Source organism: Mucilaginibacter pedocola (assembly GCF_002013915.1).
Taxonomy (GTDB): Bacteria; Bacteroidota; Bacteroidia; order Sphingobacteriales; family Sphingobacteriaceae; genus Mucilaginibacter; species Mucilaginibacter pedocola.
In genome coordinates, this window is the sequence record NZ_MBTF01000023.1 from 359,177 (window position 1) to 385,935 (window position 26,759).

23 protein-coding genes are annotated in these 26,759 nt (G+C 47.8%); 10 read left to right on the forward strand and 13 right to left on the reverse strand.

Going from position 1 to position 26,759, the window contains the following annotated elements:
• The first annotated feature begins 234 nt into the window (after positions 1–234).
• The 4 genes from BC343_RS19195 to BC343_RS19210 all read left to right on the forward strand — a co-directional run bounded on the left by BC343_RS19195 (position 235) and on the right by BC343_RS19210 (position 3,430).
• Entirely contained in the window at positions 235–741 is a 507-nt protein-coding gene (locus BC343_RS19195) for a GbsR/MarR family transcriptional regulator (RefSeq protein ID WP_078349418.1), read from the forward strand.
• A 68-nt stretch (positions 742–809) separates the two neighbouring features.
• A complete protein-coding gene (locus tag BC343_RS19200; protein WP_078349419.1) occupies positions 810–1,730 on the forward strand; it encodes an SRPBCC family protein in 921 nt (306 codons plus the stop codon).
• A 6-nt stretch (positions 1,731–1,736) separates the two neighbouring features.
• Complete coding sequence (locus tag BC343_RS19205) at positions 1,737–2,150, forward strand: luciferase domain-containing protein (RefSeq protein WP_238381808.1); 414 nt, start codon at positions 1,737–1,739, stop codon at positions 2,148–2,150.
• Between the two features lie 68 nt (positions 2,151–2,218).
• Complete coding sequence (locus tag BC343_RS19210; RefSeq protein WP_238381809.1) at positions 2,219–3,430, forward strand: hypothetical protein; 1,212 nt, start codon at positions 2,219–2,221, stop codon at positions 3,428–3,430.
• A gap of 14 nt (positions 3,431–3,444) precedes the next feature.
• On the opposite strand, the gene BC343_RS19215 is transcribed toward BC343_RS19210, so the two are convergent.
• The 5 genes from BC343_RS19215 to BC343_RS19235 form a co-directional block, all read right to left on the reverse strand.
• Positions 3,445–3,870 (reverse strand): putative toxin-antitoxin system toxin component, PIN family, encoded by a 426-nt coding sequence (locus BC343_RS19215; RefSeq protein ID WP_078349421.1) that lies wholly within the window; start codon positions 3,868–3,870, stop codon positions 3,445–3,447.
• Complete coding sequence (locus tag BC343_RS19220) at positions 3,857–4,066, reverse strand: hypothetical protein (RefSeq protein WP_078349422.1); 210 nt, start codon at positions 4,064–4,066, stop codon at positions 3,857–3,859. Before BC343_RS19220 ends, BC343_RS19215 begins: the two co-directional genes overlap by 14 nt.
• Before the next feature lie 67 nt (positions 4,067–4,133).
• Positions 4,134–5,018 carry an alpha/beta fold hydrolase gene (locus BC343_RS19225; protein WP_202909822.1) on the reverse strand — a complete coding sequence of 295 codons (885 nt, stop codon included), beginning with the start codon at positions 5,016–5,018 and terminating at the stop codon, positions 4,134–4,136.
• A 10-nt stretch (positions 5,019–5,028) separates the two neighbouring features.
• Entirely contained in the window at positions 5,029–5,511 is a 483-nt protein-coding gene (locus tag BC343_RS19230) for an SRPBCC family protein (RefSeq protein WP_078349423.1), read from the reverse strand.
• Positions 5,498–5,839 (reverse strand): ArsR/SmtB family transcription factor, encoded by a 342-nt coding sequence (locus tag BC343_RS19235; RefSeq protein WP_078349424.1) that lies wholly within the window; start codon positions 5,837–5,839, stop codon positions 5,498–5,500. The genes BC343_RS19230 and BC343_RS19235 overlap by 14 nt, the downstream gene beginning before the upstream one ends.
• 163 nt (positions 5,840–6,002) lie before the next feature.
• Between BC343_RS19235 and BC343_RS19240 the strand changes: the two genes are divergently transcribed.
• Positions 6,003–7,868, forward strand: a complete 1,866-nt coding sequence (locus BC343_RS19240) for a tetratricopeptide repeat protein (protein WP_078349425.1) — start codon at positions 6,003–6,005, stop codon at positions 7,866–7,868.
• A gap of 100 nt (positions 7,869–7,968) precedes the next feature.
• Here BC343_RS19240 and BC343_RS19245 read toward each other — a convergent pair whose 3' ends face one another.
• Positions 7,969–8,421 carry a hypothetical protein gene (locus BC343_RS19245; protein ID WP_078349426.1) on the reverse strand — a complete coding sequence of 151 codons (453 nt, stop codon included), beginning with the start codon at positions 8,419–8,421 and terminating at the stop codon, positions 7,969–7,971.
• A 182-nt stretch (positions 8,422–8,603) separates the two neighbouring features.
• Here BC343_RS19245 and BC343_RS19250 point away from each other — a divergent pair, with 182 nt between their 5' ends.
• A complete protein-coding gene (locus tag BC343_RS19250; RefSeq protein WP_078349631.1) occupies positions 8,604–8,990 on the forward strand; it encodes a DoxX family protein in 387 nt (128 codons plus the stop codon).
• A 96-nt stretch (positions 8,991–9,086) separates the two neighbouring features.
• On the opposite strand, the gene BC343_RS19255 is transcribed toward BC343_RS19250, so the two are convergent.
• Positions 9,087–10,694 carry an AGE family epimerase/isomerase gene (locus BC343_RS19255; RefSeq protein ID WP_078349427.1) on the reverse strand — a complete coding sequence of 536 codons (1,608 nt, stop codon included), beginning with the start codon at positions 10,692–10,694 and terminating at the stop codon, positions 9,087–9,089.
• A gap of 8 nt (positions 10,695–10,702) precedes the next feature.
• Entirely contained in the window at positions 10,703–13,207 is a 2,505-nt protein-coding gene (locus tag BC343_RS19260) for a glycoside hydrolase family 9 protein (RefSeq protein ID WP_143822269.1), read from the reverse strand.
• Positions 13,208–13,625: 418 nt separating this feature from the next.
• Here BC343_RS19260 and BC343_RS19265 point away from each other — a divergent pair, with 418 nt between their 5' ends.
• The gene (locus tag BC343_RS19265; RefSeq protein ID WP_078349428.1) at positions 13,626–14,018 is read left to right on the forward strand and encodes a hypothetical protein; all 393 of its coding nucleotides are present in this window, start codon (positions 13,626–13,628) and stop codon (positions 14,016–14,018) included.
• On the opposite strand, the gene BC343_RS19270 is transcribed toward BC343_RS19265, so the two are convergent.
• Genes BC343_RS19270 through BC343_RS19280 form a run of 3 tightly spaced genes read right to left on the reverse strand, consistent with a single transcriptional unit; the run spans position 14,015 to position 16,514 of the window.
• A complete protein-coding gene (locus tag BC343_RS19270) occupies positions 14,015–14,809 on the reverse strand; it encodes a helix-turn-helix domain-containing protein (RefSeq protein ID WP_078349429.1) in 795 nt (264 codons plus the stop codon). The two genes, BC343_RS19265 and BC343_RS19270, sit on opposite strands and share 4 nt — an antisense overlap.
• A gap of 3 nt (positions 14,810–14,812) precedes the next feature.
• Entirely contained in the window at positions 14,813–15,472 is a 660-nt protein-coding gene (locus BC343_RS19275; RefSeq protein ID WP_238381810.1) for an NAD-dependent epimerase/dehydratase family protein, read from the reverse strand.
• A complete protein-coding gene (locus BC343_RS19280; protein WP_078349430.1) occupies positions 15,465–16,514 on the reverse strand; it encodes an SDR family oxidoreductase in 1,050 nt (349 codons plus the stop codon). The genes BC343_RS19275 and BC343_RS19280 overlap by 8 nt, the downstream gene beginning before the upstream one ends.
• A 159-nt stretch (positions 16,515–16,673) precedes the next feature.
• Here BC343_RS19280 and BC343_RS19285 point away from each other — a divergent pair, with 159 nt between their 5' ends.
• From BC343_RS19285 to BC343_RS30815, 3 genes are all read left to right on the forward strand, one after another.
• Positions 16,674–18,809: a glycoside hydrolase family 31 protein gene (locus BC343_RS19285; protein ID WP_078349431.1), complete on the forward strand. Its 2,136-nt coding sequence runs from the start codon at positions 16,674–16,676 to the stop codon at positions 18,807–18,809.
• A gap of 197 nt (positions 18,810–19,006) precedes the next feature.
• Entirely contained in the window at positions 19,007–20,416 is a 1,410-nt protein-coding gene (locus BC343_RS30810; RefSeq protein WP_143822270.1) for a 3-keto-disaccharide hydrolase, read from the forward strand.
• Positions 20,417–20,425: 9 nt separating this feature from the next.
• Positions 20,426–22,360 carry a c-type cytochrome gene (locus tag BC343_RS30815; RefSeq protein ID WP_143822271.1) on the forward strand — a complete coding sequence of 645 codons (1,935 nt, stop codon included), beginning with the start codon at positions 20,426–20,428 and terminating at the stop codon, positions 22,358–22,360.
• A 67-nt stretch (positions 22,361–22,427) separates the two neighbouring features.
• Here the strand turns inward: BC343_RS30815 and BC343_RS19295 are convergent, their stop codons facing one another.
• Together BC343_RS19295 and BC343_RS19300 are read right to left on the reverse strand one after the other, a co-directional pair.
• Positions 22,428–23,510 carry an efflux RND transporter periplasmic adaptor subunit gene (locus BC343_RS19295; RefSeq protein WP_078349432.1) on the reverse strand — a complete coding sequence of 361 codons (1,083 nt, stop codon included), beginning with the start codon at positions 23,508–23,510 and terminating at the stop codon, positions 22,428–22,430.
• Positions 23,511–23,514: 4 nt separating this feature from the next.
• Positions 23,515–26,754 (reverse strand): efflux RND transporter permease subunit, encoded by a 3,240-nt coding sequence (locus tag BC343_RS19300; RefSeq protein ID WP_078349433.1) that lies wholly within the window; start codon positions 26,752–26,754, stop codon positions 23,515–23,517.
• Positions 26,755–26,759: the final 5 nt, after the last annotated feature.

Here is a 26,759-nt window from a genome sequence, read left to right on the forward strand (position 1 = left end):
AGAGGTTCGCAGAGAGCTTTGCAAGAACACTAAGAGTTTTACGCGCTTTGTAAATATTTTTTTCTTTACGGCTTTGCGGCTTGGCGCCTTTGCGTGAAAAAAGTAGCGACGAAACAGGCTCTGTGAACCTCTGCGTTTTTTCCCTCCGTGACCTCCGTGGTTAAATAGCCATCATTTATTAAAAATAAACTTTCAAATTATTTTGAAAGTTAGAAAACTTATTTATATTTGTACATGCAATTACCTGAAGCAAAGAGTAAGTTTATTGAGGCCTGGGGCAAGTTGGGATCGGAGTGGGGGATAAACCGCACCATGGCGCAGGTGCATGCTTTGCTGATGGTGAGCCCAGAGGCGCTTACCACAGAGGAGATAATGGAGGAGTTGAAAATATCGCGCGGTAACGCTAATATGACTCTGCGCGACCTCATCAGCTGGGGCCTGGTAGAAAAACAACACAAGGCCGGAGAACGCAAAGAATACTTTTTTGCCGATAAAGATACCTGGAACATTGCCCGCCAGGTGGCCAAAGAACGCCGCAAACGCGAGCTGGACCCCATCATTAAAATATTGGATGAACTGAGCAAAGTAGAGGGCGATAAAAAAGACGAAGCCTTTAAAACCTTCAATAAATCGGTAAACGATATTAATAAGCTGGCTAAAAACGTGGATAAAACTTTGGAGACCATGCTGAAGGCAGAAGAGAACTGGTTTTGGGGCTCTATTTTTAAAATGTTCAAGTAACATTTTTTTGTGACTATAAATTTCAAATTATACTGAAAATACGATATTAACTAAACCTTATCACAATTATGAAAAAAGTGCTCACTCCTTTATTCAACGGGTATTTGGTATCAAACCTGGTTGGCTTACTTATTATAGGCCTCACTAAATACCTTACCGCGAAAACCTATGATTTTTTAGGCGGAACGTATACGCTCGCTGAGTTTTTGATAGTGCCTTTTTTGATGGGCATTATTGCTGTATGGTTTTGGAGGCACGAGCCTTTGCCGGGTAGCAGGTTAGTAAGCCGGGCATGGTATAACTCATTTATAGCCATTGCGCTTAGTTTTGGTTTTTTGCGCGAAGGGGTTATCTGCCTGGTGATATTGTCGCCATTGTTATGGTCGTTTATGCTGGCAGGTTGTTACGCGGGCCGCTATATGTTCAAAAGGGATAACCAAACATTGAACGTGAGTGTAGTAGCGCTACTGGCCATATTCTTCTTCGTAGATGTGATGTCGGAACATCATTACGAAAATATGGTGGCCGACGAAATGGTGGTCAATGCCCCGGTAAGCACCGTTTGGAAGAACGTGGTGGCCTATAAACGCAACACCTCGCCCGATAAATACTGGCTTTTCAAAATTGGGATGCCCAGCCCGGTGGAATCTACCGCCGAAGGTTATTATTTAGGTGCCAAGCGCAAGTGTATTTTTAGTAATGGTTACGTGTTCGATGAAAAGATAACCACCTATGAAGAAAATAAAAACCTCATTTTCGATATCACCAACCAACCGCGCGACCCGGAGATAATGGGGCACATCGATATCCTGCGCGGGCAATTCCTTTTGAAGGATAACGGTAACGGCACCACAACCGTAACCGGCAACAGCTGGTACCGCCTTTACGTTTTCCCGGCCTGGTATTACGGTATTTGGGCCAAAAGCATTACCCGTAATGTACATATCCGCGTAATGGAACATATTAAAGAGATAAGCGAGGCGCGGTAAATGTTCTTGTTCGTTATTAAATATCTCGGCTTCCTAAAATTCATTCCCGGGCTGGGGGTGGTGTTTGATGCATGGTTAAAAATATGGGAGGTGATTAATGGCAGAAAAACGCTTGACTATATCGATAATATTGAAGCCGAAGTTGAGAAATGGACAGGAATTACTACAAGCATTCATAAATATGGTGGGCTTCAATTTAACCTCGGCCGGCGTGAATTAGGGCACATTCATAGCAACGGACTTTTAGATATGTTGCTGAGCCGGAAAATAAAACAACAGTTGATGGAAGAGGACGGACGGGTGCAACATCATCATAGCTTTAAAAACTCGGGCTGGATAAGTTTTTATATTAAAGATGAGGCGGATATGGATTTTGCTATCAGCTTATTGCGGATGGCCTACGAGCATCACAAAAAATAATTTGCAACATTTTATGTAAACATAACGTTAATTGTATGTAAATTTAAAGCACCAATTATAAACTTAAATTGTTTCGTGTTGTAAGGATAGGTGTGGCCTGCTTGTTTGGGCTTGTTTTTGCGTTCACCAGTGCCAGGGCCGATGAGCAAAGGATATGCTTTGAGTTTTACAACGGAACTTTCAACAGCAAAATAGATAAGGCACTCATCCTTAGTGTGCCGCTAAAACTATCGCAAACCACCGTTAAAGATTTTTACAGGCAAATGAATGCGGGCAATTATGCGCCTGTAGTTGATTCGCTTACGGCCTACAAAGACCGCTACCAGCTTAATGATTGGCTCTATTACCAACTCATCCGTAAGACCGCGCAGCAGATAAGCCCCAAAGCAGATAACTACGGTCGCTATACTTTATACAAATGGTTTTTGCTGGCCAAAAGCGGTTACGATGCCCGGCTGGCCATTACCGGCGATGATAAGGTAATATTTTATGTGCTGAACGATGAGGACATTACGGATATCCCGTCTTTTAATGTGGAAGGGCAGAAGTACATGTGCCTCAATTACCACGATTATGCCAGGGCAAACCTCAACCAAAACCCGCCCATACCGGTAAACATCAACATAGCCGAAGCTACAAAGGCATTCTCTTACAAAGTGACCCGCATGCCCAATTTTAAGGCATCCGATTACCAGGAGAAGGAACTACAGTTCACCTATCATCATAAAGCCTATTACTTCAACATCAAATTAAACCCCGAGGTAGAAACCATTTTTATGAACTATCCCGGCGTTGATTTTGAAAGTTATTTCAACATCCCGTTGAGTAAAGAAACATACAGCTCGCTGATACCTTTGCTGAAGCAGAACATGAAAGGCATGAGCCAAAAGAAAGGGGTTGATTACCTGATGCACTTTACCCGTTATGCCTTTTTGTACGAGAACGATGAAGAAAACTACGGCAAAGAAAAACGCCTTTCGCCCGAAGAAACCCTCTTTGCCAAATACAGCGATTGCGACGACCGCGCGGCTTTGTTCTTTTACCTGGTAAAGGAAATTTACAACCTGCCTATGATAGCACTGCTGTACCCAACCCATATTACCATGGCAGTACAATTCAGCAAACCGGCAGGCGGCAAACCCATTATGTACAAAGGGCAGCCCTACACCGTTTGCGAACCCACCCCGCAACGCGAAGACCTGCGCATCGGCGAGCTATCGTCGAAACTGAAGAATGTGCCTTATGAGGTGGTTTATCAATATGTACCTGAGGGGAGGTAATTAGCTGATTTGGCTCAATAGCCTAAGGCTTGCTTGAACTGATGTATGTCCATTATTGGAATACGTGGAAATTCAACATTTTTCACAACATTGAAATGGTGGTCCTGGGTGACGATATAGTCTGCGTTTGCTGCAAATGCACAGTCAACAAATTTATTATCATCTAAATCAGCGGTGATTAAATTTAAGTTATAATAGACGTTTATAAGTAAAACGTTATGAAGTTCAGTAAGTGAGCGGCTGACATTCAACGCAACATCGTTATTCCAATGCTCACTGATTTTCTCCTCATACTCCAATAAAATCTCCGGGCTAATAGCTATTTGAAATTCGTTATTTAACAAGGCTTGGTAAAGCCAATGATACTTTGAACGACTTGAAATAGAAACTAATAAAATGTTCGTGTCGAGAACAACGATCAGCTTATTAACTTTCTGCATTTAACAACTTATCCATGTCGTCATCGGTTAACCCTTTTTTATCCCATATGGCGTCAGCGGTTACTATGGCGCGTTCCGCAAAAAAGCGAGCCAGTAGGTTCTTCAAATCATAAAGATCACTGTCAGACAAATTGGTACCATAGAGCTTCATCAACTCTATCTGTATGTTGCTTAAAGGATAATTTAATGTAGTCATCGTTTTGATTCCCTGTCTTAAACAAATTTACAATTTATTTATCAATACAAAAGTGATGCACGCCTCCTTACTCATCCAAAAACTCTTCCACAAGCGCCGCGGCCAACTCCGGCACCTTGCTGCCTTTTTTGCCCGCTACCAATTCACCCAAGTATTCGCCGTGCCCGCCGGGGAAAACGGCCAATTTGGAGCCTTTTATCAATTGGGTAATTTCTACGGCGTGGGCTGTCGGGGCTACGTCGGCATCTCCGGTCATAATAAGGGCGGGGACTTTTATTTGCGCTATTTCGCTATCGGCCCAGCCGGTAAAATGCTGCATACGGTGGAGCGATTTATCGTGCATGGCCTGTAGCGCTTTCGGGTCGGGGTTAATGGAGCGGAATTCGTCCTTGTATTGCTGCGGCATATCTTTAAAACTTGCCTTGCTCATAAAATCCCAAAACCAGGGCTGCGCACCTTCCTTTTTGGTGAACGATGATGCAACCACAATTTTACGTGTAAGCTGCGGATAGCTCATGGCTATCTGTAAGGTAGTTTGCCCGCCGTTACTGAAGCCCATAAAATCGGCTTTTTGAATATTTAACTGTTTAAGCAATTCGGCAACATCGTCGGCATCCTGTTTGAACGAGTAGGGGGCATCGCGGTCGCTGGTGTGGCCGTTACCCTGTAGGTCTACCGCTATTACCTTGCGATGCTGTGCAAACAGGGGCAGCGTGCGGCCAAAACTGGTGCGTATGGTGGAGCCTCCGCCGTGTATCAATACCAGTGGCATACCATCGCCATACATTTCGTAGTACATTTTTATACCGTTCACATTTTTGTACCCGGTGTTGCTGTCGGTTTTCATATTGGTATTGTTTTGCATGGTTTTTTTATGAGCCGAGTGGGCGCAGGCAGCCGCGAGGACCGCCATACAAACAAGGCAAAGCGCCTGCCATATTTTTTTATTCATATCAATAATGTTATGCAATTATCTTATCCAAATTACCGAACATTTGCAGCCAGCTTTGGTAAGCGCCGGTTTGCCTGGCCAATTCTTCGGCTACGGTTTGGTGCAGGGTAAAGCTGCATTGGTTACCTATAGCTTTAAACGTAACGGTGGTGATGATAGTGCCCGGCCATTTTTCGTCTTTGCCGCTATCTTCCAATCGGTTACCCTTAGGATCCGTAATGTAAATAGAGAACATCAATTTCTCCGGCTCCGCAACCTCCAAATACTCGCCCTTGCACCAGCAATCGCCATAAACGGGGTTGTGTATGCAAGTTTGGAAGGTGCCGCCCGGGCGTACGTCCATGTGCAATATATCAATAGTGCAGCCATCTGGCGCGTACCATTGTTTCAGTTGTTCGGGATTAGTCCATGCTTTAAATACTACCTCGCGCGGCGCATCGCACAGGTGGCTTATCCAAACCTCTTTTGTAGCAGTTGCTTTATTTTGTTCCATCGTCTGTGGGTTTTGCTTGTATCTGTACTAAAAATTTATCCAAAGCATTAAAACGGCCGGCCCATAGTTTTTTCGATTCTTCTACCCAATCGGCCACTTCGTTCAGTTGTTCCAGCCGCGCTTCACAAAAACGTTCGCGGCCTTGTTGGCGAATGGTCACCAAGCCGCACTCGGTTAAAATTTTAATATGGTTTGATACCGCCTGCCTGCTGATATCAAAAGCATCGGCCACGGCATTTAAATTCATGCTTTCGGCAGCAATGCGGCTGATGATTTGGCGGCGGGTAGGGTCGGCTATGGCCTGGAAAACGTCTCTGCGAACTATCATTATGCAAACATATGATTGCAGAATTAAATACGCAAGTATTTAATTGCATATTTTTATTTTTTTAATACATCGTAATAGCGCTGGTTCAAAAAATACCCTGAAGCGGGTATATGGCAGTCGGGATGCCTTTGCTAAATTGGCAAATGATATATACCCTTCCTATATGAAAAACGTAGCCTTCTTTTTAGCCGCCTTGTTTATTTCCGCAAGCCTGTTAGCACAAAACAAAGGCAAAGCCGAATTTGACAAAGGGCTGGCCGCCTACACTAAGCAGGATTATGCCGCAGCCCAGGAACCCTTCAAGCAGGCGGCCGCTAAGGGCGATAGCGCTGCAATGGGATACCTGGGCTTTATGTACGAGTATGGGCAGGGTGTGGCTAAAGATTACCAAACGGCTGTTAGTTGGTATCAAAAAAGTTCGGCAAAGGAAGAACGAAGAGCGCAATTTCAATTAGCAGGGCTTTATGCTAAAGGGTTGGGTGTTGATATTGATACCGTTAAGGCGCTTGAACTTTATAAACGTGCAGCCAATAATGGTGCCCAGGGGGCAATGATGATTGTTGGTAACGCTTACGAAACGGGTTTGGGTGCACCGCAGAACTACGCAGAAGCAAGGTTATGGTACAATAAAATTGGTGCCGAATATGCCGAAAGGGCAGATAAACGCATAGGGTTTATGCAGGCTGCAAAAGCCTCGGGCAAGCCTTTAAAGTTTAGTTCGGTACATAATTTTAAGGCGGCCTTTCTGCCGGGCTATAACCAGGTGGTGTTGCACGCAGCGCAGTCATACGAGGCTTATGCAAACAGAGTGTATTATACAGATGTAGATTATCGTATCATCGACCTTAAAACAATGGCGTATCGTTCCATTATCAAAAAACCATATAGCTGGATAACCGATTATAATGCCATTACCCGCAGCAAAATAGCGTTTAGCGATATGGTTTATCGCGCAGCCTTTGAAGTGGGGGCGGCCCCAGATTCGTTACGGGCGCGGCAATATGCTTTGGTAAAGCCTTACTTAATGCTCAACAATAGTAAGTACATGAAACCAGAGTGGGATTTTCTGTCGAGGTTGAACGATGGCAGCCTGATATACGCTGTTGTGAATAAAAAATGGAGTTCGCGCAAGGCGGATATTATATTGTACCGGCAGCAAAATGCGATGAGCGATGTGCTGGAAAAATATTTTGTTATACCCGGTATCGAATATCCGGAATTGAACCTCATCATCAGTGAGAACGGTAAGCGTTTAGTTTATCGCGATGATATCCACACCAGCAAATGCCCGGTTTATGATATCCCGTCGGGAAAGAAGGTTGGCACTGTAGACCTGCGTTCTGATTGGGTGTATATGTACAATGGTATTGTGAAATTTACCCCGGGCGGCGATTCGTTGGTTACCGTTAGCCACAGGGATCTGATGAGTATTGCGGTGGTTGATATCAAAACGGGCAAAGCCACAGTTGATATAAAGGTACCCACCAACGAGCTTGATGAGAACAGCGAAGAATACGGCTTTGAGGAGCACGAGAAGTACGCCAACATTTTGCGCGATAAGGCACCTTATATAATGGATATTACCGCCGATGGCAAGCAGGTGCTGGTAGCTACTACCAACAAATTGGCCATTATAAATATGGATGGAAGCCCTGCTAAATTCATCACATCGCCGGGCCTTTCGCTTTACGATGCCATTGTGCAACGTGTGTATGAAGATAGGGCGCATAAAAAATTGTCGGCCGACCGTACAGCTATGTTCTCCAAGATCGATGCAGAGGTAGAGCGCCGGTACTCGCGCGAATATGCCGAACGTAACGCCGCAGGCGCTGCCCGTCGTGAAGCAAATGAAGCAGCTATTGCCGAGTACCGGCGCACACATCCTTACGGCAACACCACCGATAGCAAGCCGGCGGGTAGCTCTAATGCATCTGCACAGACAGAAGCCGAGCGCCACCGCAAAGCCATGGATCAAATATACCGCGACACCGAAAAAATGAACAAACGCTTTGCGCAATGGAAGGATTAACGCTATCAGGCAAATAAAAAAAGCAAACCCCGCTAAGCATACGCTTAACGGGGTTTTAAATGGCTACCCCATACCCGGGGAGCAGCCGGCGGTTTTTTATTTATTGCGATATGCCCCCTTTAACCACAATGCCGCCAATTGGCTGTCCCGGGCTTGTAACTGCGGCATCAGGTGTTCTTTTGATGCCTTTTTCGCTGATGCTTTTATCTGATCTGATGATGGATATGTTTTGGTTTGTTGCGCTCTCCTCGTTACGGCGGCCGCCGGTGTAGGTGCGGTGCTCGTCGGCTGCGGTAACTGCTGGCGTAGCCGGGTTACCGGGCGCAGCATTAAGCGAAGCACCGCTGGCCAATGCAGAAGCGCCGCTTTGTAAGCCCTGCGCTACCTTTTCGCCAAAGTTGCTGCCTTGTGTTTGTTTGGCGGTAGTAACATTCATGGAGATGCGGTTGGGCATGCTGTTATTTATATTATTGATGCCTCTTTCGGCAGGTGCCTGGGCAAATGTTGCTGCTGTGATGATAACTAATGCGAGGGTGATGATGTGCTTTTTCATGACGTTTATGTTTTGGTTTTTATACCTCTATATAAAGCCCGCTGAATATTTGTTACCCCCTGTTTTCAATATTTTTTATTTTTAATGCAAAATGGTGCATTTAGGCACCTCAATATGTCGCATTTGTACCTTGGCGATGTGGTTTTATGCAGGTAATTTTATACCAACAAAAATTAAAACTCATGACTCAAACGCAATCACCATCAAAAGCAGCCAAAATTACCGGCTGGGTTTTCACCGGCTTAATGATCGCCTTTTACCTTTTCGATGCCGGCGGCAAGATCGCTATGGAACAGCACCACGTAGCCGGCAGCACAGCATTGGGTTGGCCGGCCGATAAAATACAAACCATTGGTTATATATTACTGGTTTGCACCATTCTGTATGCCATCCCCCGTACAACGGTGCTTGGCGCAGTTTTAATTACCGGTTATTTGGGCGGTGCCGTAGCGGTGATGATGCGCACTCCGGGTCAGCAGTTCTACTTCCCTTTCATATTTGGAGCGTTAACCTGGGCCGGCGTTTATTTCCGTAATACTAAATTGCAGGCATTAGTGAAAGGTTTATAAGATACTCTTAGCTCACAGCTAAAAAATACAAAGCCGCGAATGATGAGTTCGCGGCTTTTTTGTGATAGAAAATTTGGGTTGGTAAGTTCGTATGTGTTACTTCATAAATGCTGCTTTAGATTCATTTTCCTCCAGATCAACAGCCTTAACGGTCAGCTTTCCTTTTGGCCAGAATGTGCTTGTTAATGGCTGCCAATGCGTTAGCGGTGTGTAAGCAAAGCGTTGCCCGTTGAGGTAAATATTGTAACCTGCCAGTACGATGTTATCGCGCGATGCTTTCCAGCTTAGCTGCTTTTGCATGCCTTTGCCTGTTAGCTTTAATTGCAGAGGTGCTGATGGTGGCTGCTTATCGGGATGCAGGCGGTTGGTGCAATTGATAAAGGCGCGCAGGGTGTGGTAGGTGCCTTTCCAAATTTGCCCTTTAAGCGCCAGTTTATATTTGGGCTGTTTATCAATGCCGCCCTGGTACCAATCGCCATGCTCGTGGTCTATCAGGTAAGTTTGCACGTAGTCCCAAAGTTTATAAAACTTTTGCCCGTACTGCAGGCTGTCCTTGGGGAACATATCATCAAACATTAGCAGTGTGTTCAAGCCTTCCGCCTGCGCCCACCAGTTTTTGGTATCGGCAATAATGGTAATGCCGGGCTTATCTTTAAAGTAATAGCCTTCATCATAAAAGCCGCCGGTATTGGCGTCCCAACCGTTCTTCAGGGCATGGTCTACCATGCGTTTGGCGATGGTTAGGGTGGTAGTATCGTGTTTCAGGCCCAGCAGGTGCGATGCTTCCAGCATCAGGTAGGCGGTTTCCACATCGTGCCCGAAAGACACATGGTCCAATCCGCGGTGGCTTAGGATGTAGGCCTCGGTAGAGTCGCGATGGTCTACGGCCGTCCAGTCGGGTTGGAAGAATAGCGTGAGGTTGCCTTTGGGTGTTACAATTTTATCGCGGATGAGAAACAGCATCTCCTGCAGGCGTTCTTTCAATAGTTTATCGGGCCAAACGCGGTAAAGCTCGGTAAAGGCTTCCAGCAAGTGTATGGAAGTGTTTTGGTCCTTATATCCCGTTTCGGCTTTGGAGGGTGTTTCGGCGGTGCGTTTTATCGGCGTGCCGTCCAGTTCCATGTGCTGATAGTAGCCTTTGTAGATCGGATCGTGCGCATGTTTTTCCAGCCAGCCGAATTGTTTTATGGCGAGGCTTAGCGCAGCGGTATCTCCGGTTTGGTGGTAATACGCCGCCATAGCGTATAGCGCAAAGGAATTACCGTAGGCCTCCTTTGGTGCAAAGCCACCCGGTTTGGGTTTTCCGCTTTGGTCGGTATAGGTATAAAAGCCGCCGTTCTGCTTATCCCACAACACGTCTTTCAGGAATCGGAAGCCCTGCGCTGCACCTTCCGCATAATATTTTACAGAAGGGTAAAGCTCTGCCGCACGCGCATTGCTCCATACATGCCTGCTTTGAGTAACGATCATTTTATCCTGCGAGCCGGTGGGTTTAAAATCGTAACTGAACGAACTTAAGAAACCACCATAAACGGTATCGATAGCCGCCGGGTACCAGGGTTTCAGCAATTCATCTACCATCGATCTTTTCATTTCGGCATACACCTGCGGACGGGTATTTGCGGTTGTTTGTGCATTGCTGTTACTGCTTACAGCCAACAGCGCCGGTATAGCGAAGCAAAACTTTTTTAAAATAGATGCCATGCTACCGGTTATTTCTTGTTCAACAAACGATCTGCCGCCAATACCAGGAACAGGTAATCAGATGTGCCCCCGCCTAAAACATATTCCCCTTGTTGCCATAGGTAGGGCCATTTCAGTAACTCCGGGAAATCGGGCCTGATCAATGCCGTACCAGATGCGCTGCCTCCCGGTATGTACGACCAGTCGGCCCTGTTGGCGCCATAAGCCGTCGTCATGGACTTGGCGCCCACGCCCGATACGAATGACGAAGTATTAGATCCCGGGTGGCAGCCCAAAATAAAGTTGATGGAGTTGAGCATGTACTTATCGCTGAATATCTGCGGGAATTTGGCGCACAGGAAGTATTGCTTATACCCAAAGTTTTGAATGCCCCAACCTGCGCCCCAAATGTTGGGTTCGTAAGGCACACCGTAAGGTGTTTTTAAACCTTGTTTTTGAATATCGGAATAAACTCCTTTTACGGCTGTGGTAACAGCTTCTGTAAATGCTGCATTGTTCACGGCTTTCAAAGCACGACCCACCATCCAGCCGGTGTTTTGAATTTGCTGAACAATGAGTGCCTGGTTCTTCACTAAAAAGTCGGCGTATTTTTTATCATCGGTAGTGATTAACAATTCAACCGCCAGCGGGACAAAACGGCCAATGTTCTTGTCCTCGGTTTTATTCCAAACCTCGGTAGCTATTTGCAGGCATTGTTTAGATAAGGTATCGTTATAACCCTTCATCACCCTGCTGGCGGCAGCTAATGCCACGGCGGTATGCAGCGTGCGGCCGGTATTTTCTTCGGTGAATAGCCAACGGTCATCCGGCGGGGCGGGTTTATTTAAAATGGGGTCGATGGTGCTGCCATCGGTTTTATAAGGTAGGTTGTCGGTAAGGTTAGCGGCATCGCCTAATAGAACATACTGGCGCAAAGTAGGCTCAATGATGCCTCGATAGAACCTGCCCATGGCCTGGTAGCCGCCGGTAATGGTAAGCAAACCATGCTCTATCTGTTGCAGCATATCTGGTTTGCCATCAGGCTGTTGTATCTCTACGATGTGGTTTTGCTGATCGATGGTGGTGTTATCGTATTTCACATCAAAAGCTTCGTAAGCTAATGTTAACCCGTGCACGGTTTCCGCCTGCGATTCAACACGGATGTCGAAATCGCCTGCATCGTGCCAGGCGCCGCGGTTAAGGTAGGGTACATTATCGCCGGGCTTAAACTTCGTGAGGGTAGAGTGCCCCTGTATATAGCCGTCGAAATGGTTAGAGTCGATAGGCGCCATGCGGGCATCATCCATGTGGCACAGCCCGTGCCAAACGCGGTATTTATCGTTCACGCGCATGTGGCACATTTGCGCAGGCAGAAAGTATTCCAACGTGGGCTGCCAAACGTCATTGCTGAAAACCTTATCGCTTATCTGGAAAGTTTCGGTTTGCGAGTTGCCGTATTTCACTATATACATCCCAGGTTTTTTTACCGAAGAGAAATCGAAATGCAGGTAGTGGTAGCGCAGAAAGTTGCCCCAATCGGCAGGTGTTTGTTTCAGTACCGCTTCCAGTCCGCCCGTCTCTTTTACGCGGTAAAGCGTGGCGGGGAGTTTTTGTTTATCGTGTTTGTCCAACTCGATCACCGCAATTTTTTGCTGCGACGGATGATACCCCACCTGCGACACCTGCACCACCGGCGCCGACCGCCAGCCCGGTATGGCGTTTGGCGTAACCAACCACTCAATAGCACCTTTTGCTGCGCCTTTAGCAATAAGCGACCGAACCACAAACCAGCCGTTATTGTGTTTGCTACGGCCATCCAATAGTTGCAATTTATCGCCCTTTAGGTTCTCTATCACCAGGCGCTGCTCGGGCAGTTCGGGTGCTACGGTAATTTTTTTGCCTGCGGCGATAGGGATAGTTTGGTACTCGTTCTCCTTGTCTGCAACCATCTGGCTATTGCTTTGCAGCGGGAAAATGCCGAACTGCTCATCCGCATAAAACGACTTGCCGAACAATATGCCCGGGAAGAGCTCAATGTTAAAACCCACTTTGCCTATCCATGCATCGGGTAGGGGTTTATCCAGGTCTACAATTATTTTGAAGGCTTTACCCACCGGCAACACGCGGATGTTGTAAGCAAAATTGAGGTCAGGGTAAATAATGGGGTTAAAGCCCTTGCGGTTTATTTCGGGATTAGGGTATTCCATGCGCACGCTTATTTCGTGCGTGGCTTTATTGATAACCCGCTTGCCCACCTTGGGTATGGGCGACCATTGCCCCGGCGTAGGCTCCAGCCTTAGATCGCCATTGGTTGCCGTACGCAAGCCGTTCTGAATAATACCTACACCGCCCTGGTGCCCTTCGGGGTAAAAATCGTGTGCCAGCATTACGTTCACGCTGCCGTATTCCAGGTATTCGAGGTTGTTGAGCACCATGCCTGGTTTGGGACTGGCGGTTTTGGTTTGCGCCTGAAGATTGTTAATGCCTGCAAAGCACAGCATACCCGCAGCAATAAGGCTAAATTTTATACTCATAGTAATTTTAGGTGGGCCGTGGTTAGATGTTTTGTGGCCGATGGTAAAATTACCCCGCAGCAAAAAGGGGCAGCAACACTATTGGTGTATTTAATACAAATTATGTTAACGTGCACGGTGCATCGTGCCGTGGGTTTCAATCCACGGCTATAATACGCCACGAGGCTACGCCTCTCAGGGAATTATCAGATTCAATATACAGTCGTTGTTGTTTCTAAAGTCGCGTAGCGACGATCTATGTCGTAGCCGTGGGTTTCAACCCACGGGGAGTTACGGAAGAACAATGAGAGAGGCGTAGCCTCGGCAAATGTTGTAGCCGTGGGTTTCAACCCACGGCGGATTTGGTTCCCGGTTGAAACCCACGACGGTTTGATAATCTCCCGCCAATTTCCAATTTTTGAAAGATAATAGCCCCTTTATGAAAATTGCCGTTTTAATATCCCGCATCATCCTTGGCCTGCTGTACCTTATTTTCGGGCTGGATTATTTTTTGCATTTCATCCCTTACCAACCGGCGCACACCGGGGTTACCGGCGCTTTTGTAGCAGGGTTAAAGGGCGTGGGCTACTTTTACCCCATGATAAAAACCATACAAATATTGGCGGGGCTGTCGTTACTGTTCAACCGCTATGCACCTTTAGCTGCCGTGGCAGTTTTCCCTATCAGTTTAAATGTACTGCTGTTCCATACTATTTTGGTGCCTTCGGGATGGTTGATGGGCGTATTTTTATTTGTGCCGAATGTACTGCTGGGTTTCGGCTGGAAGAAATATTATGCGGGTTTGTTTACCGCAAAGGCGGTTGTTGATTAGCTAGGTTTTCCCAGCAAACTGCCCGGCGTAGCACCGAATAGTTTTTTGAAAGCGAAAGAGAAATGCGACAGGTCCTCAAAACCTATGTCCAAATAAATATCAGACGGTTTTTTGCCTTTTTTGCTGATGAGGAAATAAGCTTCGCGCAGGCGTTTTTGGATAAGCCAACGGCTCGGTGTATCATTAAATATCTGCCTGAAATCGCGCTTAAAGCTGGAAATGCTGCGCCCGGTAAGGTAGGCAAAACGCTCGATGCTTACGTTGAACTTATAGTTCTTGTTCATAAAGGCCTCCAGGTCTATCTTCTCGGGGATACCGAAATCGAATAGTATGCCGGCCCAGTCGGGGTGTATCTGTAATAATATCAACAGCAATTCTTCGCGCTTCAAATCGGCAAAAGGTTCGTCGAGTTGTCCGTTGCCGCGGTAATAAGGTTCCAGCGATTGCACAAAGTTTTGCACCCGTCCGCTTTTTTCACCCGGTAAAAACGAGCCACCTATCGTGGGCGATGCTGCCGCGATTTTATGCCGCTGTTGAAACCCCTTCAAAAAAGCCTCATCAAAAATTACTACCACTTTGGCAAATTCGCCTGCATCGGGTTGTTTGCTGTAGCGGGCCAAATGGTTTTTACGGGCAATGCAGTACTCGCCCGGGCGCATTACGGAGTTTCGGTGCCCGTCGTACCCTACAATGCTGCCACGCAAAAGGTATATAAAAAAGTGCTCGGGGATGAATTGCTCCGGCGAAATGGCCGGGCCAATGTAGCACGATGTTATGCCCTCTATCTTCATGGCTTAAATTTTGGCGAGCGCTTTAATGTCTTTTATCTCTAATACCTGTTTGCTGTAGCCTTTGGTTGCTGCGTTCACCATGGCGTTGGCCAGTTCGGCTAAAGTAACCACTGCTTTGGGGAAAAGAAAACCTATAATGCTCACAAGTGCCTTATAAAGCGCTTTGGTATTCCGCTGACCTTCAACTGCCTTCATGCCGCCCGGGCGGAAATTGTACTGCGCTTTAAAAGGCATGCGCATCAAAGCGTTCTCGGTTTTACCCTTTACCCGCGCCCACATCACCTTACCCTTTTCGCTACTATCGGTATGGCTGCCTGAGATGAAGTTGAACACGATCTCAGGATTCAGCGATAGCACTTTATTGGCAAATACCAGCGTAGTATCATAGGTGATATGCGTATACTTTTCCTCATTCATGCCTACCGAGCTTATGCCTGCGCAATAAAAGCAGGCATCGTAACCGCTTAGTTGCGCCTCGTAACCATCTAATGCCATAAAAGCGGGCACTATCAATTCCTTCAGTTTGGGGTGCTGCAAGGGGTAGGGGCGGCGGTTCACCATCAGCACCTCTGTAACCTGCGGGTGTTGCAGGCAGCTAAGCATAACACCTTCACCAACAAAACCCGTGGCGCCGGTTATCATTATTTTTATTCCCTTACTCATCTTTTATCATATTATACTTAAACAAACTTTCGGCGGTTGCCAGCACGGCTTCCTCGTTGCTGCGGGGCCGCCAGCCTAATAACGTTTTTGCCTTTGCATTGCTTGCATTACGGGTGCGCCCCAGCAAAGGTACAATGGTTTTTGCCTGTTTGCTGAACAATGCAGCAAGGCGTATTTGCCAGTCGGGTAATTCTTTGTGGGTAACCTGCTTTGCCCTATCGCCAAATTTTTCACGGAAAAGCATAGCGATCTGGTGCAACGACATTACCCCGCCGGATAAAGCCAGGAACCTTTCGCCTGCTGCGGCAGGGTTTACCATGGCCAGCAGGTGCAGCTCGGCAAGGTCGCGCACGTCAACAATTCCCAATTCAATTTTGGGCGTGCCTTTCATGCTGCCATCCAATATTTTCTTCAGCAGTTCGAACCCGCTCGACATATCCGGCCCTAACGATGTCCCTAAAATAGCCATCGGGTTTATCACGGCCAGTTCTAATTCGCTGCCCTCACGCGCCATAAAATCCCAGGCAGCGCGCTCGGCCAATGTTTTCGACTTTAGATATGCAGAGAGCGTTTTGTCGTTCGGGTTGGTCCATTCCTCCTCGGTGATGAGTGTATTGGGGTCGGTATGGCTGTAGCCTACTGCACCAAAGGATGAGGTGACAACTACGCGTTTTACGCCTGCATCGCGCGCTGCCTTCAGCACACGGATGGTGCCGTCAACCGCGGGGCGTATCATTTCATCCTCGTTTTTGGGCAGCCTCAAAAATATCGGCGAAGCCACATGCAACACATAAGTGCAACCGGTCACGGCCTCTGCCCAGTTTTTATCGTCGCCAAGGTCGGCCTCTATAAATTGCAGGTTATCAAAGTTGGTAAGCCCGCCTGTTTTTAGCGAGGCCAATACTTTATTCTTTTTGCTTAGCGAGCGCAGGGTGGTTTTTACCCGATAGCCGTTTTGCAGCAATTGCAAAATGCAATGCCCGCCAACAAAGCCGCTGCCGCCGGTTACCAGTACAGTTATATCGTTATTTGCGGTTTCCATTTTCTTTAAATTGACGGGGCAAATTTCGGAAGGAAAACGCGCGCGCGTTTTGTTGTAAGGTCCAAGTTTTATTTGTTGGGAGGTTCAAATACCGTTATTGCCGGGTGTCAATATCCGTAAGCGGTTTTCACGGCAGAAAATTTTACCTTTAACACCATCATGAAAAAGTTTTCTGCCTCTTTTTTAATACTGTTAGCAACAGTATGGTTAAACGCATCTGCCCAAACCACCCAACCCGCTCCCGGCGTGCAAAAGCTGAGCAAGGGCCAGCCCGATAAGTTTACGCCCTACACTTTTTGCAACGAGCAGCCTATGGTTACCGCAATGGCCGCATTACCTGCGGGCAAGTTGCCATTTGATGTAAACGACATCGGCATCAGCATTAACGACCGTGGCGTAATAGTAGAAGTGCCTTTGGCCGATAAAGAGCAGTTGTATGGCTTTGGCTTGCAGATAGGCTCGTTCAACCAAACAGGGTTGAAGAAGCAGCCTATTGTGAACGATAACCCGCTTAACAATTTAGGGTACACGCATGGCCCGGCTACATTTTATGTTTCCAGCAAGGGTTACGGAATCCTCATCAACACCGCCCGCTATACTACCTTTTACTGCGGCAATATTGCCAAATTGAATAAACAACAGGTATCTGCCGATAGTAAAAAGCCCGCCGATTCGGTAGAAGGGCTATACCAAACCAATGGTAAGGCATCCAACGTGGTAACTGTCGATATAAAAGGGGCAAAGGGAATAGAGGTTTTTGTTTTTAGCGGGCCAAGCCTGATGAACGCCTTGCAGCGTTACAACCTTTTTTCGGGCGGGGGCGCGTTGCCTGCTATTTGGGGGCTTGGCGTAAAGTACCGCGTAAAAGCCGATTTTAGCGAACACCAGGTAGGGCAAATGGCGGCGTACTTCCGCAATAACCATATACCCTGCGATGTATTGGGATTGGAACCTCGATGGCAAACCGCCGCTTATTCCTGCTCTTATGTGTGGAACAAAAGTTTATTCCCAACCCCCGAGGCCTTTACCGATACCATGATGCGCAAGGGCTTTCACCTCAATTTATGGGAACATGCTTTTACGCACCCGAGCTCTCCCATTTACGAGGCGCTGAAAACCAAAGCAGGCAATTACCAGGTTTGGGGCGGTTTGGTGCCCGATTTTGCCGATACTACCGCTGCCAATATTTTTGCCAATTACCATAACGAAACCTTTGTGAAGAAGGGCATCTCGGGTTTTAAAATGGACGAGTGCGATAACTCCAACATCGCCTACGGCAGCGGCGTTTGGAGCTTCCCGGAGTTAAGTACTTTCCCTTCGGGGATGGATGGCGAGCAGGTGCACCAGCTTTTCGGTTTACTGTATCAGAAGACCATCTACAGCATCTACAAGAAAAGCAACCTGCGTACCTACCTGGATGTGCGTGCTTCAAACGCCTTCGCCTCATCGTACCCGGCTGCCTTGTATAGCGATACCTACGAGCACGATGAGTATATCCGCATGATACCTAATTCGGGTTTTTCGGGAATGATATGGTCGCCCGAGGTGCGGGAATCTAATACCATAAAAGATCTTATGCGCCGCAGCCAAACGGCTGTACTATCGGCCCAAACTTTATACAATAGCTGGTACCTGCAAAGCCCGCCATGGTTGCAGATAAACAAAGAGAAGAACAACAAGGTCGAGCTGATGGATAATGCAAAAGAGGTTGAGGCGGATATCCGTAAGCTACTCAACTTCCGAATGAGCCTTATCCCGTACCTATATAGCGCCTTTGCCGATTATCATTTCAAGGGCATCCCGCCATTCCGTGCGTTAGTAACCGATTACCCCGAAGATGTTAACGTTTGGGATATATCCGACGAATACATGATAGGCAGCGGCATCCTTGCGGCACCGCTCACCGAGAAAGCCGACGAACGCAGCGTGTACCTACCCGCCGGTACCTGGTACGATTTTAATACCAACCAAAAATACGAGGGCGGTAAAAAGTACACCATTAAACCAAGCCTCAACCAACTACCCATCTTCATAAAAGCCGGCACTATTTTACCATTGGCCGCGCCTGTGGAGTATGTATCGCCTTCTACTAAATTCGATATCACCTGCTACGTTTACGGCGAGGGCGATGCACAGACCGCCTTGTTTGAAGATGATGGCATCACCTTTAACTACGATAAAGGCGGCTACAATAACATCGTCCTGAATTGGAATAAAGGTAAAGGGAGTGTAAAGCGGAGCGGCGGGTTTAAAGGTGTACGTTTTACAATAAAAAAATGGCAGCTGATAAAGTAACTCGATACACGATGCCTGTTTTTTGATATTGATAACTAAAATGGGTATCTGTAAGAAATGTTGATTTGCTAAATCGATATTTTGAGTCAAAATGTATACATATTGGCACAATTAGGCAAATAAAATGTCGCTTACGTTCAATATCTTCGCGCTGCTGAATATTGAAAAATTATATTAAACAATTACACTAAAGCATAATGGATCTAAACTTATCAAAAGCGGGGCTTACGGCCACGCTTTGGCTTTGCGGGAGCCTGCTGGCCTTTGGGCAGCGAATTGACCTGAAGGACCTGTCCGCCTTTAAAAATCCGGGCAGCTCGTGGTCGATAGCCGGGAATGTGGTGGCCGACCTGAACACCCCCAACGCATTTAAAACAAGCAAAGGCGAAGGCATTTTGGTAAACCAAAGCACCGAGAAAAAAGCCGGTACCGACCTGTATACCACCCAAGAGTACGGCAACGCCATTGTAGAGATGGATTACCTAACCTCTAAAGGCACCAACTCAGGCATTTACCTGCAAGGCAATTACGAAATTCAGATAGATGATGCATGGGGTTTACGTAACGCCACATCGCATAACAACGGCGGTATTTACCAGCGCTGGGACGATAGCAAACCTGAAGCCGAAAAAGGCTACGGTGGTGTTGCCCCACGCCAGAATGCCAGCAAAGCACCGGGACTTTGGCAGCACATTAAGATCGTTTTCCAGGCACCAAAATTTGATGCTTCTGGTGCTAAAACGGCTAACGCGAAAATTGTAAGAATTGAACTGAACGGCGTAAGCATCCACGAAAAAGTAGAGCTGTTTGGCCCAACCCGTGGTGCTGCAGGTGCCGAAAAAGCAACAGGCCCGCTTCGTCTGCAAGGCGACCATGGCTCGGTAGCGTTCAGGAATATCTCAATAACTCCTTACACCGAAACACCTCAATTGAAAGAGGAGGACGAGTCGGACCCGATCTACATTAATGCCAACAGCAATAATATGCTACGTAGCTTTGTTGATGTAATGCCGGGGGTACGTTCGGTGCATGCTATATCGGTAGGCGGACCTGAGAAAACAGCCTATAGCTACGATCTGGATAATGGCACCCTACTGCAGGGCTGGCACGGCGGCTTTGTTAATGCTACCCCGATGTTCGATGGCCGCGGCAACGGTACCTCGCTTCCGCTGGGCAGCGTAACCCGCTTTACCGCTAAACCTGTTTTGGCTATTGCCAAACTGGCCAAGGCCGATGATAAATGGGTTGCCGATACTGCCGGCACAGGCTTCTTCACCAAAGGTTATGTGCTGGATGCACAAGAGCGCCCTGCGTTTAAATACCTTATTTACGGCGCTACTGTTACCGATGATGTAAAAATAATGGAGAACGGGCAAGGCATTAGCCGTACGGTATCTGTTGATGGCACTGCTAAAGATCTGTACTTCCTGCTGGCTAACGCATCAACTATAGAAGAAGTGAGCAAAGGCCTGTACCTTGTAAATGATAAAGGCTACTACATTCAACTTGCCGAAGGTACGCCTGCACCAACCATACGCGATGTTGACGGTAAAAAGCAAATGATCGTTCCGGTTGGCAACAAGTTAAGTTACACCCTTTTATTTTAAGCAGAAGCCATGAAATATACATTTAAAACATTATTGACACTGGCGATCAGCTTAAGTTTTTCAGCTGCATTTGCACAGGAAACCCCTAAAGAAGAAGATTTCTTCAAGGTAAATAAAGTACGCGTACCCGAAGGCCCCATTTTAGAAGTGGGTGGTTTGGTTACCTTGCCGAACGGTAACCTTGCCCTGAGCACCCGCCGCGGTGAAGTATACATTGTAGAAAACCCTACAAGCGCAACGCCCTACTGGCGCAGGTTTGCTTACGGTTTGCACGAGATATTAGGTGTTGCCTATAAAGATGGCGCCCTGTACGTAGCACAACGCGGCGAGCTAACCAAACTGATAGACAATGACCAGGACGGCAAAGCCGAAATTTACCAAACCATTTACGCCTGGCCATTGAGCGGGCACTACCACGAATATAGCTTCGGCCCTAAAATTATGAAGGATGGTACCTTTATGGTTACCGGCAACGTTGCCTTTGGCGATGAAGAATGGTGGCGTGCCGAAAGCCGCGTGCCTATGCGTGGTTGGGCCATGAACATTACCGAAAGCGGTAAAATGACCCCTTACGCAGCTGGTTTCCGTTCGCCTGCAGGTATCAGCGCTATCGACAGCGAATTGTACTACACCGAAAACCAGGGCGACTGGGTAGGCTCGGGCGGTTTATGGAAAGTGAACAAAGGCGATTTTATGGGCCACCCCGCCAGCTTAAGGTGGACAAGCCTGCCAAACTCGCCGGTTAAACTACAGTCGGATTTCTTTTACTCGCAGATGGACGAGCGCCGCATCAAAAATGAGCAGGGCCGTTACATAAAACCGGAGAACAGGGTGAACGAAACCTTCAAAACCTTGTTCGAGATGAAGAAGACCTTCCCCGAATTGAAATTGCCATCAGTTTGGTTGCCTTACGGTATTTTGGGTATATCATCATCAGAAGCTGTTAAAATTCCTGCTAATACTTTCGGCCCGTTCGCAGGGCAAATATTGGCCGGCGACCAGGGTATGAGCATTATCTCGAGGATATTCCTGGAAACTGTTAAAGGCCAGGAGCAGGGTGCTGCATTCTTGTTCCGCAAAGGTTTCCGCTCGGGCGTGCTGCGTTTAGAGTGGGGTACCGATGGTAGCCTGTTCGTAGGCGAAACCAACCGTGGCTGGGGGTCGGCAGGTGATGCCAACGAAGGTTTAGAGCGTGTGGTTTACAACGGCAAAACACCTTTCGAGATGAAAGCTGTAAGGGCAATGCCTGATGGTTTTGAGGCTGAGTTTACTATGCCTGTTGACCGTAAGTCGGCCGAAGACCTGGCATCGTACAGTGCCGAAAGCTTTATTTACAAATACCACCCTGTTTATGGGTCGCCGGCGGTAAATACCGAAAAGTTGAAAATTACCGGTGTTAAAGTTTCGGCAGACGGTTTAAAAGCAAGGTTTATTGTTAACGGGCTTCGCCAGTATTACATCCATACCTTAACACTGGATGGTATACGCTCGGCAGAGGGTTTCTACTCGCTGATACATCCAACAGCTTATTACACGCTGAACCAAATACCTGATGGCGCTAAATTATCAATGAGCGAAGTAAGCACCAAAAACTCGGCCGCTGCCCCTGCTGCAGCTCCTGCAAAAAAAGGTGCAGCCCCGGCAAAAGCTACCGCTACACCGGCTAAGGCCGCAGCCAGTACAAAAGCACCAACTTTTAAAGAGATAGAGCCGTTGTTGACCAAAAACACATGCTTATCGTGCCATAACCCAACCAAAAGGCAAATAGGCCCTCCGTTCGCTGAGGTTGCTAAACGCAAGTATTCGCCGGAGAAGATATTGTCGCTGATACATAACCCGCAGCCGCAAAACTGGCCGGGCTACTCAACCGAGATGCCGCCAATGCCGCAGGTTACCAAAGCAGAAGCATTTAGAATAGCTGCCTATATTAACTCGTTACGTTAATAGATTTTTTCTATACAAAAAAGGGTTGGCAATTTTGCCAACCCTTTTTTGTTGAATTTGAACGGTGTTACTTGATTACCGTCCCTTCCTGTATATCATCGCTGGCTTTGGTTAGGATATGGTCTTTGTTAGATAGCGCGCCGAATATCTCGGTAGAATCGCGCCCCGCCATGCCTTCTTTTATATCGATGATCTTGGCCTTACCATCGCGCACGGCCACCACGTATTCGCGCTCGGTAGAGCGAACGATAGCCGTATTGGGCACCAGCAGCGATTTTGCTCCAGAGCGCATCGGTATCTTCACTTCCGCATACATGCCCGGCTTAAATTTACTATCGGGGTTGGTAACATCTATCTCAATAGCTTCAGATCGCATGCTGCCCAATGCATTGGCCGATCGGCTTATTTTTGCTGTATGGCTGTCGCCGGGCATAGCGTTAAAGGTAAAGTTTACCGCTTTGTTCAGGTCCACCTTGTCTACATAATCTTCAGGGATAGATACCTCGAGGCGTAGTTTTTTGGTATCCTGTAAGATGAGCATGGGCTGGTCGGTTGCCTTCCCCGGCGATACCAATGCCCCCGGCGAAATATTACGCTGGATGATCATGCCATCGAAGGGGGCGTAAATGCTGAGGTAGCCCTGCATGGTTTTTACCGATGCCATGTTCGAGCGTTCCGACGCAGCCACGGCTTCATCGGCCTTCATTTTTGATACGGCGTTATCCAGCTCCAACGGCGATACCGAACCCGGCTCTGCGGCGGCTTGTTTTAAGCGGTTGTATTTATCTTTACTGGCCAACGCAGTTTCTTGTGCCTGCAGGTAGCGCGAGTTAGCGGCCTGCAACTGCGATTCCATTTCAGGCGCTTCCAGGGTTATCAGCAATTGCCCTTTTTTAACCATGGTGCCACGGTCGGCAAACACTTCTTTTACAAAGCCATTCACCTTGGGAAACAGGTTCACTTCGTTATAGGCTTTTAACTGCCCGGGCAGGCGTACGTAGTTTGATAAGGCCCGCTCGGTAATGGGGCCGGTTTCGTAAACCTTGTCGGATTTCTTTGCGTCGGTGGTAAGGTCTACCGGTTTTTCGCCTCCCGAGCAGGCGGCGAACAGGCTGGTTATGGCGGCAAGCGTTATTAATTTCGTTTTCATGGTTTTAAATAGTTGAGGGTGATAAGGATGTGTTTTCTTCGGGCATTAATGATGGCGATATATAGCTGCTTTTGCGCTGCACCCATGCAAATACCAACGGTAAGATGAATAAGGCAGCCAGCGTAGAGGCAAACAAGCCGCCAATTACGGCGCGGCCCAGCGGTGCGGTTTGTTCGCCCGCCTCGCCCATGCCCGATGCCATAGGTATCATACCCGCCATCATGGCAAAGCTGGTCATCAGGATCGGTCGCAAGCGGATGGCCGCGCTGGTTATGGAAGCGCGCTCCGCATCCCGATACTCCAGCCGCAGCTTTTCGGCATTAGTAACAATTAGGATAGCGTTGGCCACCGATACCCCGGTAGACATGATCATGCCCATGTACGATTGCAGGTTGAGCGTTGAACCCGTAAGCAGCAATGCCGCCAGCGAGCCCAAGATTACCGCAGGCACGGTGGATAACACCGTAAGCGATAACTTGAACGATTGGTAATTAGCCGCCAGCAACAGCAGGATAACCAAAATGGCAAAAGCCAAACCACTCTGCAGGCTGCCCATGGTTTCGGTAAGCAGGCTGCTCATACCTTTCAGTTCGGCTATCAGCCCTTTAGGTGGCGCGCTTATTTCTGCCATGGCTTTTTGTATATCGGTAGTGGCGGTGCCCAGGTCCTGTTTGTAGATATTGGCGCTCACGGTTAAAAAGCGGCGCGGGCCGGTGCGGTCGTACTCGCCGGGCAAGTATTTAATGCTAAAGTCGGCCACATCGGCAAGGGTCGGTGTGTTTTGCCCTTTCAGCAGCGGTATCTCTTTCAACTCATCCATCGAATTCATTACATATTCGGGTATCTGCACCTGTACCTGGTAGGTGTACGCTGCCTTCTCGTCAAGCCACTGGTTCTTCTCCGTAAATCGGCTCGACGAGGTACTTGCTGTTACAGAGCGCGCTATATCGGTAACATTCAAACCAAATTGTGCCACTTTAAGGCGGTTGAGCGCAATGGATATTACCGGCACTTTTAACGGTTGTGCAATTTGTACATCGCGCAGGTAGGGGATGCGTTTCAGTTTACCCACCACCTTGTTGGCGTAGGTTTCTATTTGCCCCATATCCTTACCCGCCACACGTACTTCAATAGGCGTTGCGGCACCCTGGCTCATGATCTTCTCGGTCATATCAATCGGTTCGAAGGTGATGCGCAGGTCGGGCAGTTGGTAGGCAATGTTTTTGCGCAGGGCATCCTTTAATTCATCCATATTCACCTTGTATTCTTTATCAAGGTTTACCTGCAGCACGGCCTCATGCGTACCGGTATTAAAAATGTAAAGATTACTGGTGCCGTAGCTGCTGGGTACTATACCCACGTAGCCCGAAGATATGGCTACTTTGTTATCCACCGTTTTGTTGATGATAGATAACACCTGCTTAAATTTATCTTCGGTACGCTCCAGCCGGGTACCATCGGGCGCTTTGATGCGGATGAGGAATTGCCCGTTGTTCAGCTTTGGCATCATATCCTTACCAATGATCACGAAGCCTACACCTGCAAGTACAATTACGGCGACAAGGTAAATGGGTACAATGAGTTTCTTCCCCGGCATCATGCGGGTAATAATGTTCATGAAACGCATCTTCACCCGCTCAAAAAAGTCGTTCTTTTCGGGTTCGTGATTTTCGGCGGCGAGGTGTTTATCTACCTGCTCTTTTTCAGGGTTGTCCAATGCTTCGCCGGCATGGGCATGCACCTCGCCATGGGTATAGTGCTGGTAGCGCTCGGCTTTTATCATCCAGTTGCTGAGGATAGGTACCAGGGTTTGCGCCAGGATGTACGATACGATCATAGTTAACCCGATCGACATCGACAGCGGCAGGAACATCGCTTTAGGCACACCATTCATCAAAAATGATGGGGCGAATACCGCGAGGATACAAAGCAATATCAGCAGCAAGGGGAAAGCTATCTCCTCACAGGCATCATAAATGGCCAGCTTTTTGGGTTTGCCCATCTCCAAATGCTGGTGTATATTTTCGATAGTTACGGTGGCTTGGTCAACCAAAATACCTATAGCAAGTGCAAGCCCGCTCAGCGTCATGATATTAATGGTTTGGCCGAACATACCCAGCAGCATTACGCCTAAAAGGATAGATACCGGGATGGTTATCACCACAATTAAGCTACTCCTCAGGTCGCGCAGGAAGAGGAGTACCATCAGCCCTGTAAGTATTGCGCCAAGGCCGCCTTCGGTTATCAGACTCTCTACGGCATTTATCACGAAAACCGATTGATCGAACTCATAGGATATCTTTACATCATCGGGCAGCAGGCTTTGCATTTCGGGTAGTTTGCTTTTCAGGGTTTGTACCACCGCCCAGGTAGATGCATCGGCCGTTTTTACCACGGGGATATAAACCGAACGTTTGCCGTTTATCAAAGCATAATCAACCGTTACGTCGGCAGCATCGGCCACGCGGGCCACATCCTTCACCATTACCGAAACGCCATCTTTTGTTTTGATGGGGATATCGGCAAACTCTTCCGATTTCTTCACCAGCGAGTTGATGGTGGTGGTGTACATGGTATTATTCAATCGCAAGTTACCCGAGGGCGACATGGCATTGAACTTGGCCAGTGCCTCTACCACCTGGTCGGGCGTGAGGTCGTAACTGCGGAGTTTTGCCGGGTCGATATTTACGGTGATGGAGCGCGAGTTGGCACCAAATGGCGGCGGGGCCGATAACCCGGGCACCGAGGCGAACATGGGCCTGATGCGTGTGGCGGCCATATCGTATATCTCCTTAAGGCTTCGCCCCGGTGCCGATAGTACTAACTGCCCTACGGGCAGCGAGGAAGCATCGTACCGTACCACTTGCGGCGGTAGGGCACCGGGTGGGAAAAACTTCATGGCGCGGTTTACCTGCAGGGCTACTTGTGCCTGCGCTTCGGCCATGTTCACGTTTTCGTAAAAGCTCAGCTTTATCATGGTGAGCCCCTGTATATTTTTACTGGTGATGGTTTTTACGCCGTTAACGTACAGAAACTGGTCTTGCAAACGGGTACTGAAAAAGCCCTCCATTTGCTGGGGCGACATACCGCCGTACGATTCTATCACATAAATAGTAGGCAGGTTAAGCTGCGGGAAAATATCTACAGGTATTTTTATTGCACTAAGTACCGCGAATATTAAAAGGCTGAGCGTGATAACCACGGTGGTTATGGGCCTTTTTAGCGCGGATGTTACCATTGACATATTGT